This is a genomic window from Neobacillus niacini, assembly GCF_031456445.1.
Taxonomy (GTDB): domain Bacteria; phylum Bacillota; class Bacilli; order Bacillales; family Cytobacillaceae; genus Neobacillus; species Neobacillus niacini_I.
This window is the reverse complement of record NZ_JAVDUQ010000018.1, coordinates 80,331-93,796: the sequence shown is the minus strand read 5'-3', so window position 1 is coordinate 93,796 and position 13,466 is coordinate 80,331. Positions and strand designations below refer to the sequence as shown.

General features: G+C 40.6%; 14 protein-coding genes. 11 read left to right on the top strand and 3 right to left on the bottom strand.

All coding sequences use genetic code 11. The features are described 5' to 3' along the window. The first annotated feature begins 323 nt into the window (after window positions 1–323). A complete protein-coding gene (locus J2Y67_RS15695) occupies window positions 324–1,469 on the top strand; it encodes an exonuclease SbcCD subunit D (protein WP_310175636.1) in 1,146 nt (381 codons plus the stop codon). Next, window positions 1,466–4,603: an SMC family ATPase gene (locus J2Y67_RS15690; protein ID WP_310175634.1), complete on the top strand. Its 3,138-nt coding sequence runs from the start codon at window positions 1,466–1,468 to the stop codon at window positions 4,601–4,603. The genes J2Y67_RS15695 and J2Y67_RS15690 overlap by 4 nt, the downstream gene beginning before the upstream one ends. A 221-nt stretch (window positions 4,604–4,824) precedes the next feature. Here the strand turns inward: J2Y67_RS15690 and J2Y67_RS15685 are convergent, their stop codons facing one another. Beyond that, entirely contained in the window at window positions 4,825–6,480 is a 1,656-nt protein-coding gene (locus tag J2Y67_RS15685; RefSeq protein ID WP_310175632.1) for an FAD-binding dehydrogenase, read from the bottom strand. Between the two features lie 100 nt (window positions 6,481–6,580). On the opposite strand from J2Y67_RS15685, the gene J2Y67_RS15680 reads away from it, so the two are divergent. Continuing rightward, window positions 6,581–7,024: an NUDIX hydrolase gene (locus J2Y67_RS15680; protein WP_310175630.1), complete on the top strand. Its 444-nt coding sequence runs from the start codon at window positions 6,581–6,583 to the stop codon at window positions 7,022–7,024. Window positions 7,025–7,109: 85 nt separating this feature from the next. Continuing rightward, window positions 7,110–7,589 carry a GyrI-like domain-containing protein gene (locus J2Y67_RS15675; RefSeq protein ID WP_310175628.1) on the top strand — a complete coding sequence of 160 codons (480 nt, stop codon included), beginning with the start codon at window positions 7,110–7,112 and terminating at the stop codon, window positions 7,587–7,589. Window positions 7,590–7,604: 15 nt separating this feature from the next. Here the strand turns inward: J2Y67_RS15675 and J2Y67_RS15670 are convergent, their stop codons facing one another. After that, window positions 7,605–7,781: a hypothetical protein gene (locus J2Y67_RS15670; protein ID WP_310175625.1), complete on the bottom strand. Its 177-nt coding sequence runs from the start codon at window positions 7,779–7,781 to the stop codon at window positions 7,605–7,607. Window positions 7,782–7,838: 57 nt separating this feature from the next. Beyond that, window positions 7,839–8,756 carry a DNA-3-methyladenine glycosylase family protein gene (locus J2Y67_RS15665; RefSeq protein ID WP_310175623.1) on the bottom strand — a complete coding sequence of 306 codons (918 nt, stop codon included), beginning with the start codon at window positions 8,754–8,756 and terminating at the stop codon, window positions 7,839–7,841. A 130-nt stretch (window positions 8,757–8,886) separates the two neighbouring features. Here J2Y67_RS15665 and J2Y67_RS15660 point away from each other — a divergent pair, with 130 nt between their 5' ends. The 7 genes from J2Y67_RS15660 (at window position 8,887) to clpP (ending at window position 13,239) form a co-directional block, all read left to right on the top strand. Next, window positions 8,887–9,471 (top strand): bifunctional transcriptional activator/DNA repair enzyme AdaA, encoded by a 585-nt coding sequence (locus tag J2Y67_RS15660; protein ID WP_310175647.1) that lies wholly within the window; start codon window positions 8,887–8,889, stop codon window positions 9,469–9,471. A gap of 8 nt (window positions 9,472–9,479) precedes the next feature. Next, a complete protein-coding gene (locus J2Y67_RS15655; protein ID WP_396954087.1) occupies window positions 9,480–10,001 on the top strand; it encodes a methylated-DNA--[protein]-cysteine S-methyltransferase in 522 nt (173 codons plus the stop codon). Then, the gene (locus tag J2Y67_RS15650; RefSeq protein ID WP_310175620.1) at window positions 9,994–10,707 is read left to right on the top strand and encodes a 2OG-Fe(II) oxygenase; all 714 of its coding nucleotides are present in this window, start codon (window positions 9,994–9,996) and stop codon (window positions 10,705–10,707) included. The genes J2Y67_RS15655 and J2Y67_RS15650 overlap by 8 nt, the downstream gene beginning before the upstream one ends. Next, window positions 10,694–11,521 (top strand): SPL family radical SAM protein, encoded by an 828-nt coding sequence (locus tag J2Y67_RS15645; RefSeq protein ID WP_310175618.1) that lies wholly within the window; start codon window positions 10,694–10,696, stop codon window positions 11,519–11,521. The genes J2Y67_RS15650 and J2Y67_RS15645 overlap by 14 nt, the downstream gene beginning before the upstream one ends. Before the next feature lie 128 nt (window positions 11,522–11,649). Then, window positions 11,650–11,853: a YcxB family protein gene (locus tag J2Y67_RS15640; RefSeq protein WP_310175616.1), complete on the top strand. Its 204-nt coding sequence runs from the start codon at window positions 11,650–11,652 to the stop codon at window positions 11,851–11,853. 85 nt (window positions 11,854–11,938) lie between these two features. Further along, window positions 11,939–12,628, top strand: coding sequence for a sigma-70 family RNA polymerase sigma factor (locus J2Y67_RS15635; RefSeq protein ID WP_310175614.1), 690 nt, complete (start codon window positions 11,939–11,941; stop codon window positions 12,626–12,628). A gap of 29 nt (window positions 12,629–12,657) precedes the next feature. Further along, window positions 12,658–13,239 (top strand): ATP-dependent Clp endopeptidase proteolytic subunit ClpP, encoded by a 582-nt coding sequence (clpP, locus tag J2Y67_RS15630; RefSeq protein WP_310175612.1) that lies wholly within the window; start codon window positions 12,658–12,660, stop codon window positions 13,237–13,239. Window positions 13,240–13,466 lie beyond the last annotated feature (227 nt).

Sequence of the window (13,466 nt, the reverse complement as noted above, 5' to 3'; positions counted from 1 at the left end):
CAGTGAAGAATCCCGTTGATGGTAGCGTAGCAAGGTTCTATGTGACCGAATCCAGTGGGGAATCTCGTTCACGGTAGCGTAGCCGTGTCCTATGCAACTGAATCCAATGAATCAGCAGATTTTGTCTATAAAACAGGAATTTATAGACTGTTCTTCAGCCATTAGAAAGATTTTGTCTATATGGCCTTCCATAAGATCCCCTATGTCTAGGTTTACTTTCCACTTCCATATAACCTTCAATTCCTTCTTGGATTTCCCAAACTCTTACAGATAATATTTTGCTATAATAGTAGTATTAAAATCTAGCTATCGGGGTGAAATAAATGAAATTTATCCATACGGCCGATTGGCACCTAGGAAAATTGGTCCATGGTGTCTATATGACGGAGAATCAGCGTGAGGTTCTTGAGCAATTTGTACAGGTAGTTGAAGAGGAAAAACCAGATGCCGTGGTCATTGCCGGAGATTTATATGATCGTTCCGTCCCTCCAACAGATGCCGTCGAATTATTAGATGAAATCCTTTTTAAAATCAATGTCGAACTGAAAACGCCGATTGTGGCAATTGCCGGAAACCATGACAGTGCCGAGCGCCTCTCGTTTGGAAGTTCATGGTACAAACACAGTCAATTTTATCTAACCGGAAAAATGACCAATATGTTTACACCAGTCCAAGTCAATGGCGTCAATTTTTATCTTGTTCCTTATGCTGAGCCTGGTGTAGTCCGGCATCTTCTTGAGGATGACACGATTCATTCCCATCATGATGCGATGAAGGCACTAATCGGCAGAATGGAGGAAACGTTAAATCCTAACGAACCAAATGTCGTGGTAGGACATGCCTTTGTTTTGGGCGGAAAGACGTCGGACTCTGAACGAGTTTTATCTGTCGGCGGTTCCGGTTGTGTCGGGGCAGAACTATTTGAACCATTTTCCTATACCGCACTCGGACATCTTCATAGTCCTGACGCCATTAACCATCAAAAGGTGAAGTATTCTGGATCACTTCTTAAATATTCCTTTTCAGAAGCGAAACAAAATAAATCCATCTCCATTATTGAAATGGATAACAAAGGCCAGTTTACACATCGTTATCGTGCTCTAGCCCCCACACATGATATGAGGGAGTTGGAAGGGCATTTGGACGAATTATTGGATCCTGCCTTTTACGAAAAAGAACGTGTCCATGATTATTTAAAAATATCGCTATTGGATGAAGGTGCATTAATCGACCCGATTAATAAATTACGCCAGGTCTATCCAAATGTTCTGCACCTTGAACGGAAAATCGATTTAACCGATATGAAGAAAAAACAATCCTACAATGCGGCCCAAGGGGATAAAAGATCAGAGATTGAGTTATTTGAACAATTTTATAACGAAATGACCTCTGCTGAATTTACGGATGACAAAAAAGCAGTTATGGCTGAAGTGATTGAAAAAGTTATGAAAGAGGAGGGATCGAAATGAAACCAATAAAACTGACGATGCAAGCATTCGGACCATATGCAGGTTCTGAGACGATTGACTTTACTGAGCTGGGCAACCGAACCATGTTTGTCATTTCGGGAAAAACCGGTTCGGGCAAAACAACGATCTTTGATGCCATTAGCTATGCCATCTATGGAAAAGCAAGTGGTGAAGATCGTAATGGACCGGAGCTTCGCAGCCAGTTTGCCCCGGATGATTTATTGACTGAGGTCTCACTCGAATTTTCCCTCCGAAACAAACGGTATTCGATCACCCGCTCGCCGCAGCAGTTAAAAAAGAAGGAAAAAGGCGATGGCTATACGCAAATTGGCGCAAAAGCCGAGCTTTACATCGTGGATGAAACCGGTGAGAAAAAGCTGATTGCGTCTAAGGTCAGTGATGTTGAGGAAAAAATTAAAGAAATTATGTTGATAGACAGTAATCAATTTCGGCAGATTCTGATGATACCTCAAGGTGAATTCCGTAAGCTGCTTACTTCAGATAGTAAAGATAAAGAAGTCATTTTACAGCGGCTATTTCATACACAGGTATATAAATTGGTAGAAGATAAGCTGAAGATTGAAGCGGTTGATTTGAAAAAATCTGTTGAAGACCAGGTCAAGGCGAGAAATGAAGCGATTTATCGGATTCAAGCTGTTACCAATGAGGAGCTACGTGAATACTTGGAAGCGGGAAGTGAAAATGACATCATTATCCTGCCGTTATTACTGCAGGAAATTGGTGGAATGGCGGAAGCACTTGAAAAATTGGAACAAGCAGTGAAGGAAAAAACACAGGAACAAGATAGGTGCAAAGCACAGCTTTTTGAAGCAGAAGCGATTCTGAAACAGCTTGAGACAAAGGAACAGTTAAGGATTCGGAAAACAGGACTTGAGGCACAAACTGAGATGTTTTTCGATAAGGAGAAACAGGTTGAAAAGGCACGTAAGGCAGCATTGTTGGCGAAGCAAGAAGAACTCTGTCACCGGTTAAAGCGGCAGATGGATGAAGCGCAAAATTCGGTTACCTCCATTCAAACTGAAATTGAAAAATTAACCGCACTTATCCAGCAAAGTGAACTCAGGCTTCAAGCAGAACTTGAAAGGGAAGGGGAGCGCCAGGCTGCCCAGGAGGAAATTAATCGTCTTGTTCATATGAAAGAGGATGTTTATTCCTTTGCAACACTTGATAAAGAGAAGAAACAGGTGGAAAACCAGCTGAAATTGAAGCTGGAAGAACAGCAAAAAACAGAAAAGAAACTGGTGCAGTTGGAGGAACAGCTAAAATCTCTTTCTCAGCAAAAGGCTGAAATTGAAAAGGGTCAGATTGCCTTTGTCGAGAATAATAGCCAAATGGATAGCCTTCAGTCAGAAATCGAGCGCCTCACAAAATATGAAACAACACTGGAATTACATCGAAAGGCGGAAAATAAATTAAAGCTGGTAACTGGCCGTTATGAAAATACAACTGCCCGGTATTTGGATGCTAAAACTCATCTGGAAAACTTAGAGAATAAATGGGTTCATGGACAAGCTTCTCTTTTGGCAGCAAAGCTCCATGATGGCGAAGCATGCCCAGTCTGCGGCTCTGAGCATCATCCAGCTCCGGCACCTTTTCATGAAGATTCGATTCCAAATGAACAAGATTTAAAGGCAGCAAAAGAACAAGTAACGCTATTAGATAAGGAAAAGTCAAAAGATGAATCAAGCTACTATGAAAGTCTTTCTGAAGAAAAACGGCAGCGGGAAGTATTGAATGAAATTTTTCAAGAAATTCAGCTGCACCGGGCCGATTTTACAGAGAATGATTTGAATGATGTGAAATTGGAGGTTACTTTTGAAAAAAATCGTTTGGCACAGGTTCAGAGAAACCTTGGTGAACAAATAAAACTCTTCGGACAAGTGCAAGAGAATTTGGAGAATGCGGAATTGGGAAAAACAGACTTGCAGAGTGCTCTTCAGCAGCTTGCCAATAATGTTATGGATCTAAAGGTTCGATTTACAGCAAAGAATACTGATTTGACACGAATGATGAAAAGTATTCCAGAAAATCTGCGGACGGAAGCTGAATATGAAAAGGCACTCGCTTCGTCAAAAAAACTTCACGAGTCCTTGCTTCAACAGTTCGAGGCAGCAAAGCAGCAATTACAAACTGTTAAAGAAGGTCATACTGCTGAATCAGCAAGATTAGTAGATGCTGAAAAAATTCTTGCTGCAAAAGCGGTTGAGCTTGATACGGAACGTGCAGCGTTTGTAAATCAGTTAACGGAGCAAGGTTTTGAAAAATGGGGAGATTACAATTCTTCTAAGCTTTCAGAGGAAGAAATTCATTCCCTGGAAATGGAAATTCGCCGCTATCGAGAGGATTTAAGGTCTGTGACCGACCAATTTGAGCAATTACAGGAGTTATTGAAGGATGTTAAAACCCCTGATGTTGCCGCATTACGGGAGGATTTAGAAAAATTTGGCCGTGAAGTTGACAAGTTAATTCAGGACCGGACTGATTTTATTATGAAGAAGCGTGATAATGAAGAAATATATCAACGAATTGTTGATTTGAATGAGCAAATGAAGGTACTGGAGGAAAGACATAAATTGATTGGCCATCTTGCCGATATCTCCAGCGGGAAAAATACTTTCCGGATTACCTTTGAACGCTTTGTGCTTGCCGCCTTTTTGGATGATATTTTAAGAGAGGCGAATGTCCGTTTAAGAAGGATGACATCGGGTCGTTTCCATTTGAGTAGAAAAACGGACCGTTCGAAAGGGAATGTTCAAAGTGGTTTAGAGCTGCTCGTTTTTGACCAATATACGGGCCAGGAACGTCATGTTAAAACACTGTCCGGCGGGGAAAGCTTTAAGGCTGCTCTATCATTAGCCTTGGGACTTGCTGATGTGGTTCAAAACTATGCCGGCGGCGTTTCGTTGGAAACGATGTTTATTGATGAAGGATTTGGAACGCTCGACCCTGAATCACTTGATCAGGCGATTGAAGCGTTAATTGATATCCAAAGCAGTGGCCGTTTGGTTGGAATCATCTCCCATGTCCCTGAATTAAAAGAGCGGATTGATGCCAGACTAGAAGTTATCGCCGGTCAGACGGGAAGCAGGACGGAATTTGTGTTTATGAATTAATTTAGCAATTGAAACACCGTAACTTTAATAAGTGCGGTGTTTTTTCTTTTGAAGTGGGTATTGTGGAAAATAAACTAGCAAAAGTGGAAAATATATTGCAGAATATGACAAATAACCTTTAAAACTGGCAAATAAATCTTCCAAATGAAGAAACCTTTTATTTAAAAAAGAAAAAGTAAAAAAAGCAGTGGTTTTCAAGGTGAATACCTCTGCTTTTACATCTATTTTAATTCCTTCACCAAAGCACAGCCTGCCTGCCTTCCAGTAAAAAGACAACCTCCGACAAAAGTTCCTTCTAGTGAGCGGTACCCGTGTATCCCGCCGCCGCCAAAGCCGGAAACCTCTCCAGCTGCATAAAGACCAGGTACAGGGTTACCCGAAAAATCCAAGACACGCCCAGATAAGTCCGTTTGCAGCCCGCCCAGCGTTTTACGACTAAGGATATTGAGTCGAACAGCAACCAACGGTCCCATTTTTGGATCGAGGATTTTATGAGGGGAAGCAACTCTTATTAGCTTATCCCCAAGATAGTTCCGTGCACCGCGTAAGGCTGTTATTTGCAAATCCTTCGTAAAAGTGTTATCCATTTCACGGTCTCTTGCAAGAATTTGGCGTTTAACTTCTTCAAATTTAAGCAAATCATTCCCGATAAGTTTGTTCATTCCAGCAACAAGCTCTTGCAATGTTTTCGCCACTACAAAATCCTCACCTTTATCCAAAAATGCTTTTACTGGCGGAGTAGGGCCAGGGAGCACACGGGATAAAACTTTTTTAATACTTTTCTCAGTTAAATCAGGATTTTGTTCAGAACCTGATAATGCAAACTCTTTTTCGATGATTTTCTGAGTTAAAATAAACCAAGAATAATCATAGCCTGTTTTCATAATGACTTCCAGTGTTCCCAATGTGTCAAAACCGGGAAAGTGCGGTGCCGGGAAACGCTTGCCGGTTGCATCAAGCCATATAGAAGAAGGACCGGGAAGAATCCGAATCCCATGCATTGGCCAAACCGAATTCCAGTTTTTAATACCTTCCGTATAATGCCACATCCGGTCTCGATTGACGACGCGTCCGCCGGCTTTTTCTGTAATTGAAAGCATTCTTCCATCGACATGTTCCGGAACACCGGAAATCATATTTTTCGGAGCTTCTCCAAGCCGGGCAGGCCAATTTTTCCGAATCAAATCATGATTACCGCCAATCCCACCACTCGTTATCCCAACAGCTTGTGCTTGAAACTCAAAATTCCCACCAACCTCACGAGAGCTTGCTTCACCACGGGCTATGGTGCTTGGAACAAGGGTATCTCCACGGACACCAATTACTGCACCGTTTTGAGTAAGGAGTTCATTAACGCGATGACGCGGACGGTAGTCGACAAGACCATTCTTCATTGCTTTTCGTACACGTTCTTCAAAGGGTTTTATTAACCCGGGACCGGTGCCCCATACAATGTGAAACCTCGGCACGGAGTTTCCATGTCCTTCAGCAAGGTATCCTCCACGCTCCGCCCAGCCAACTACCGGGAAAAAGCGTACTCCCATATCGTAAAGCCATTGACGTTTTTCACCAGCCGCAAAATCAACATAAGCCTCCGCCCATTTCATCCCCCAATAATCTTCATCCTCTAAGCGGTCATATCCTGCTGCGCCCAACCAGTCCTGCCAGGCAAGTTCGCGGGAATCCTTGATTCCCATTCTTCGTTGTTCGGGAGAATCGACAAGAAATAACCCGCCAAACGACCACCATGCCTGACCGCCAAGGGATGCTTCCGGTTCTTGATCTAAAAGCAGTACTTTTTTACCGGCATCAGCTAGTTCGGCTGTTGTAACTAAACCAGCGAGACCAGCACCTACTACAATTACGTCATATCTCATTGCTTACCTACTTTCGATTTAGTTTGGCTTAACTTTTTACCGAGTATTATGTATAGTTAGAATATACCATTTTATTACTATTATAAAAAGGGGAGTCCACATGTTTATTGTGAATGTTGAAGCTGCCATACATAGGGAAGGTAAGTGGTTTGTAATAGAGCGCAGTAAAAAAGAGGAACATGCCGGAGGCCTACTCTCACTTGTTGGAGGCACTGTTGACAATGAGGGGGATGCTCAAACTATTTTGGAAAAAACCCTTATTCGAGAAGTTTATGAAGAAGTGGGAGTTAGGGTAAAGGAAAATATGAAACTGGTAAGTAACACTTCTTTTTCCATTGCGGATGGGAGGGAAGTGTTGAATATCGTGTTTCTTTGTGAATTGGATCAAGGCGAACCTTTTGTTAAAAGCCCAGATGAGGTTGAGGGAGTCCATTGGTTGAGTACAGATGAAATTCATCATCATCCCAATGCACCGGTATGGTTAAAAGAAAGTATCCGATATGCAGAAGAACTTTTGGACAATTCCAAACACAACACAAAATGACAGGATTTAAATAATTATCATCCATGAAATTACGAAAACTTATAACCACCGAATCATCCAAGTGAGTCTGAAAGGAGCAGAACTGATGAAGTATAGTATTCTAAATAAAGGTCCATTTCAAATTGTAGGAATCAAACGGAAATTTTCACTCGTGAATGGAGAAAATCTTCGTAGCATTCCGAAACTTTGGGATGAAGTGAATGCGGATGGAACGAGTGATCGCCTATATGACCTGAATAATATAGGTATAAAAGGTGTTTTAGGTGTATGTGTGGAAAACAATGCTCAGCAACCTGAAGAAATGGATTATTGGGTTGCAACAGAATATGAAGGTGTGGTACCTACAGGATTGAGCATTCTAGAAATTCCAGCTTCCAAATGGGTTGTTTTTGAAGTAAACGGGTCGATGCCAACTGCCATGCAAAAGGCGTGGAAACAAATTTTTACCGAATGGTTTCCAACAAGCGGGTTTAAGCATGCCGGTTCACCCGAGTTAGAGGTCTATCCAGGAGGAGATCCTTCTAGTGAAAATTACTACTCGGAAATTTGGATTTCGGTAAAATAGTTCCTACTCTACACTTTATTTTGTGTAATCTAGAATATTTCGGATTCTGTTAGTATAAATTTTATCTAATTGTTTGGTAGTAAGCTTAAAATATTTCATACTAGATTTTTTAGGAATGCCCATTTGGACAAATTGCTTATCTAGCTTTTCAATGATAAATCGGGGATCAACATCATTTTTTGATCCCCCCATTTCAGCTACTCCTCTTTGTACGATTTACATAAAAAAGCTATTCACTAATTTGTTTTATTAATAAAGAAATCTCCATAAATAAAACGTTGCATAGGCCTCCCAGCCGGTCCAATTCTCCGCCAGTTGCAAAATTTCTTTCTTTGTTGGTTTGGTATCCATTCCTAAGACTTGTTTTATCGCATTATGTAATCCGACATCATCAATTGGGAAAGCATTAGGAAACCGCAAACAGCGCATTAACACATAATTAGCCGTCCAGGGCCCAATCCCGCGAATGCTGATTAATATTTTTTCCCCACTTTTAAAATTTCCGGTACCCAATAACAATTCTTTTGTTAACTTTCCCTCTACCATCAGTTTAGCAACATCAATAAGATACTCACATTTCTTAACGGTCATCCGTAACCCCACTAAATCCTCCACATTTAAACTAGCAATATCAGAAGGTTTAGGAAAAATCCAATAGGATTCACCTTCAAATTCCACACACCGCCCAAATTTTTCAACAAGACGCCGTTTTAATGTATAAGCAAAAGTCAGATTAATTTGCTGTCCGATGATTCCCCAGCAAAGTGCCTCAAACAAATCGGGAATCCCCATAATCCGCAACCCATAAAACGAAACAATCGCTCCTTTTAAAAGGGAATCATTTTCAGCCATCCCATAAAACGGCATCAAATCTCTTTCCAAATCAAACCATTCCCACACATAGTTGGCCACAGCAGCTCGCGTCAATTTACTTGCGGGGGCCGAATCTCTTAAAAAGCGAATAACCAAGTTGTTTTCAGCATCTGTGCTTATTTCAATTATGGAATCCTCCTGCCCCACCGATATAGCCTTATATATCCGCTCGTCCTTAATCACATACATACATTCAATCGAAGATCTCATCAAGTAATTTAGATTCTCGTTAAAATTAAATTCCTTTGGAGTAAACAATGTTAGTTCGCGCACGTTGTCTTGCCAATCAATCAAAATAAAACCTCCAATTTTTCAAAAAAATCACTAGTCTATTTTTATCATAAAAATCATTTCAATATCTTGCTATTACATTTAAAAATCTGTAATTATGCCTTTCATCGAAGGTATACTATTTTCAGAGGTGATGGAAATGGAGAATAGGGTTGGTTCTGAACCGTTAACTGAAGAAAAATGGCAGGCAATTCTACACAATGATGCTAATTATAATCATCAATTTTTTTATGCTGTGAAGAGCACAGGCATCTTTTGCAAGCCATCCTGTAAATCAAGGCCGCCGAAAAAGGAAAATGTCCTTATTTTTCAAAATGCTGAAGAAGCCATTTCCGCACATTTTCGTCCATGTAAACGATGTAAACCAACGGGTGAACGGCTGCCTGATCAGGAATGGATTGCCCAGATTATACAATATATTGAACAAAATTACATTGAAAAACTGACATTAGAAACATTGGCTGAGGCTTGTCATGGCAGCCCCTATCATTTACATCGAACATTTAAGAGAATTACAGGGGTAACTCCGGTTGAATATATTCAGTTAACCAGGATAAATAAGGCGAAAGAACTCCTCATCAAAACGAATATAACAATCGTTGACATTGCTTTATCTGTCGGTATGTCCAATACACCTTATTTTATAACATTGTTTAAAAAGAAAAGCGGGTTTACGCCTGCACAGTATAGGCAATTAAATAGGAAGACGGAGGTGTGACTTCAAAAATGAAGGCGACCATTTACTATACATTAATGAAACATGAGGATAGGACCCTCTATATTGCAGCAACTGAAAAGGGGCTTTGCTTTGTAGGTTCACAAAATCAACCAATTGAAGAGCTTTCAACTTGGGCAGAAAAACGATTTCCCGGAAGCAAGTTAATACGAGATGATGAAAAATTGCAGCCATATATAATGGAAATAACAGAATATTTGTATGGACACCGCAAAGAATTTACCGTACCAATGGATTATCCCGGCACACCATTTCAAATCGCTGTTTGGAATGCGCTCTGTGAGATTCCATTTGGAGAAACGAGGACGTACTCAGAGATTGCGAATCATATTCAAAAACCGGCTGCAGTCCGAGCAGTGGGTACCGCAATTGGCGCTAATCCGGTGCTAATTACCGTTCCATGTCATCGGGTGATTGGAAAAAATGGCTCACTAACCGGTTACCGTGGGGGATTGGGAATGAAAAAACATCTGCTTACGATTGAACGGGAAAGCAGGGAACAGAATGACTAAAAGTATCAAAGACCGTATTTTGGAATTAGATTGGAACGAGATTCAAAATAATTTGGATGAGCATGGGTACGCACCGCTTTCTATTATTTTGGAAAAAGACGAATGTAACAAAATAATGAATACGTATGATGATGAAGGCTTTTTCCGAAGCACAATTAATATGGCACGATATCGTTTTGGTGTTGGCGAGTATAAATATTACCAAGCACCGCTTCCGAATCAGCTCCAACAGCTCCGGGAAGGTTTTTATCCGGAGCTCGCCAAAACAGCAAACCGCTGGAATGAATATTTGGGTCGTGAAGCCAATTATCCTGCTACTTTAGATGAGTTTCTTGAACAGTGTCACCAACAGGAACAGCTTCGCTCTACACCATTGATGTTAAAATATGAAGCAGGCGGTTATAACTGTCTTCATCAGGATTTATATGGTAATGTGTTTTTTCCTTTTCAAGTGGTATTTGCCTTGAATCAAAAAGAAAAAGATTATACCGGCGGAGAGTTTCTTTTAGTGGAGCAGCGGCCAAGAGCACAAAGCCGAGGCCAAGTCATTACATTAGAGCAGGGATCGGGATTAATTTTTCCAACAAACAATCGTCCTGTCTTGGGAACAAAAGGGTATTATCGAACCACACTAAGACACGGTGTTAGCACAGTGACATCAGGAACAAGATTCACACTAGGGATTATTTTTCATGACGCAAAATGAGCTTTCTTATAAAAATCCAAAGACGTTATTAAACAAGGGAACCGGGTATCTTTGTGGTTATACGCATTCATTGAATCCTTATACAGGCTGCTCATTTGCCTGTTCCTATTGTTATGTGAGGCAAATGCCGGTTTCACTTTTTAGAAAAGAAGAGTGGGGGACATGGGTAGATATCAAGCAGGATGCTGCCAATCTATTACGAAAAGAACTTCGGAGAGAAAAGGCCAAAGGGAAGGTTACGATTTTTATGTCTTCCGCTACTGACCCTTATCAGCCAATCGAGTATAAAGAAAAAGTAACAAGATCCTTGATGGAGGTAATGGTCGAGGAACCGCCTGATTTTTTACTGGTGCAGACTAGGAGTCCGCTTGTGAGCCGAGATATTGATCTACTACTTCAATTAGAGGATAGAGTACGAGTAAGTATGACGATTGAAACGAACTTAGAGGAGATTCGGAAAAATTTTACCCCTCAGGCACCGCCAATTAGTGCGAGAATAAAAACTTTGGAACAGTTAAGGGAGGCAGGAATTCCAACCCAGGCAACCATTGCACCGGTTTTACCAAGCAGCAAAGGATTTCCGGAAAAATTAAAATCATTGGTCAACCGGGTTTGTTTCCATGATTTTTTTATGGGTGACGGGAGCGGCGGTAAACGGACGAAAAGGCTGGGGATTAAGCAGTTGTATGAGAATTTGGATTTGGATTTGGCAGAATGGTATGGGCCGCTAGCATACCAAATCGTATATGACCGGTTTAGTAGCGTTTTTCCGGAAGAACAGATTTATATCAGTCAGCCTGGTTTTGAACCTTAATTCCTTTTTTACTTCTAAGTGTTTTATGGATTATTTTTTATCCCAGGTATTTTTTTAGAAGGGTCATCCGTGGTGTGAAGAAGATGTTTCGGGAAGGTAAAAATGTTGATCTTTTAGGTGAACATCAAATGGAGATGACTGATGAAGGGATAGTGGATAAAACATCAAAGTCTGAAACAAAACTTAATTTGTCTGGTATTGAAAAATTGCAAGAAAATGACCAATACTTCTTTCTGTATAATAGCTCGGTAAGTGCTTATATTCTTCCTAAAAGAGATTTTCAAAATGTGGATGAAATTCGCAGCTATTTTAAATCAAATCTGGAGGATTAAAACATAAAATAAATTACTTACCCCCGTATCTTTTTAGTCCCCTTGAAACGTTTATAGGGTAGAGAGTGTTAAAGGAGTGAACACAATGTTAAATCGGCTTGATTTGTGCCCAGCGGAAAACGAGGAAGAGTCTTTATGGCTTGAATATTATCCAAAACTTCAGCGGTATTGTCATTTTCTTGCCCAAAATCAATGGGATGGTGACGATATTGCCCAAGAAACAATATTAAAGGCATTAAAGTATTATACTCTTAACGAAAAAATGTCTTTTGCTTTGCTAAATAAAATGGCTTACAATCATTGGATTGACCAGATTCGTAAAAGAAAAAATGAAACAATTGAAGCAGCTATCGACCTGAACAACGTTGAGGAGAAAAATCAGTTGGCCGATATTATGACTACTGTCGACCTCATGCTTGAGCAGTTTACCCCCAAACAGGCTGTGATTTTTTTGCTGAAAGAAGGCTTTCAATATCAGTTAAAAGAAATTGCCGAACTATTAAATACTACTGAAATGGCTGTGAAAGCGAATCTTCATCGGGCAAAACAGCGCTTGGAAAAAACGAAAAAAGAGGGAACCGTAGATAAATATTGGGATGAAGAGGAGCGCGAGCAGCTGTCAGAGCTTTTTTATGAAGCTTTGAAGCTTCAAGACCCAACCGTCCTGATTGAAACGGTTCCTCAAATAAAAAGTGTTGTGGATTCTCCAAAACTTATTTCTTTACCTTCAAAACAAACTCACTCTCCTTTAAGCACTCTCTATATGGCTGCATAGCCCATTACCGCTTTCAAGGAGGAGTTAAAATGAGTACAATTCCATATGTAATTGAACAATCCAATCGTGGTGAACGGTCCTATGATATTTATTCACGTCTGTTAAAAGATCGGATTATCATCATTGGGGATGAAATTAATGATCAAGTCGCCAACAGTGTGGTAGCCCAATTATTATTTTTAGCTGCAGATGCTCCAGACAAAGAAATATCCCTTTATATAAATAGTCCTGGCGGTTCAACTTCAGCGGGATTTGCCATCTTCGATACAATGCAATACATTAAACCTGATATTCGGACGATTTGCACGGGAATGGCGGCGTCCTTTGGAGCGATGCTGCTGCTCGCAGGAACGAAAGGGAAAAGATACGCCCTTCCAAACAGCGAGATTATGATTCATCAGCCTTTGGGTGGTGCCCGGGGGCAGGCAACTGAAATCGAGATTTCCGCCCGTCGGATTTTGAAATTAAGGGAGCATGTTAATCAAATTATTTCGGACCGAACCGGACAGCCGGTTGAAAAAGTAGCAAAGGATACAGATCGTGACTTTTTCATGAGTGCGGAAGAAGCAAAAGAATACGGGATTATCGATGAGATTCTTTATCCGAAATGATGTGGTGTTAAAATGCTTGGATTGTTGTGAATCCAAGCATTTTTTGCTATTTATAAAAAAGCACTTGAAGGGAGCAAGAGAAATGTCCTTCATAAAGCCGATGAAGGACAAAAAAGCGTGGAGGAAGCAAGAGAAATGTCCATCATAAGGCCGATGAAGGACAAAAATCATGAAGAGAGCAAGAGAAATGTCCTTCATAAAGCCGATGAAGGACAAAAATCATGAAG

Bases quoted from the DNA above. Each gene is read 5' to 3' on its own strand.
- J2Y67_RS15695 (WP_310175636.1), top strand. From the start codon at position 324: ATGAAATTTATCCATACGGCCGATTGGCACCTAGGAAAATTGGTCCAT.
- J2Y67_RS15690 (WP_310175634.1), top strand. From the start codon at position 1,466: ATGAAACCAATAAAACTGACGATGCAAGCATTCGGACCATATGCAGGT.
- J2Y67_RS15685 (WP_310175632.1), bottom strand. From the start codon at position 6,480: ATGAGATATGACGTAATTGTAGTAGGTGCTGGTCTCGCTGGTTTAGTT.
- J2Y67_RS15680 (WP_310175630.1), top strand. From the start codon at position 6,581: ATGTTTATTGTGAATGTTGAAGCTGCCATACATAGGGAAGGTAAGTGG.
- J2Y67_RS15675 (WP_310175628.1), top strand. From the start codon at position 7,110: ATGAAGTATAGTATTCTAAATAAAGGTCCATTTCAAATTGTAGGAATC.
- J2Y67_RS15670 (WP_310175625.1), bottom strand. From the start codon at position 7,781: ATGGGGGGATCAAAAAATGATGTTGATCCCCGATTTATCATTGAAAAG.
- J2Y67_RS15660 (WP_310175647.1), top strand. From the start codon at position 8,887: ATGGAAATGGAGAATAGGGTTGGTTCTGAACCGTTAACTGAAGAAAAA.
- J2Y67_RS15655 (WP_396954087.1), top strand. From the start codon at position 9,480: ATGAAGGCGACCATTTACTATACATTAATGAAACATGAGGATAGGACC.
- J2Y67_RS15650 (WP_310175620.1), top strand. From the start codon at position 9,994: ATGACTAAAAGTATCAAAGACCGTATTTTGGAATTAGATTGGAACGAG.
- J2Y67_RS15645 (WP_310175618.1), top strand. From the start codon at position 10,694: ATGACGCAAAATGAGCTTTCTTATAAAAATCCAAAGACGTTATTAAAC.
- J2Y67_RS15640 (WP_310175616.1), top strand. From the start codon at position 11,650: ATGGAGATGACTGATGAAGGGATAGTGGATAAAACATCAAAGTCTGAA.
- J2Y67_RS15635 (WP_310175614.1), top strand. From the start codon at position 11,939: ATGTTAAATCGGCTTGATTTGTGCCCAGCGGAAAACGAGGAAGAGTCT.
- clpP (WP_310175612.1), top strand. From the start codon at position 12,658: ATGAGTACAATTCCATATGTAATTGAACAATCCAATCGTGGTGAACGG.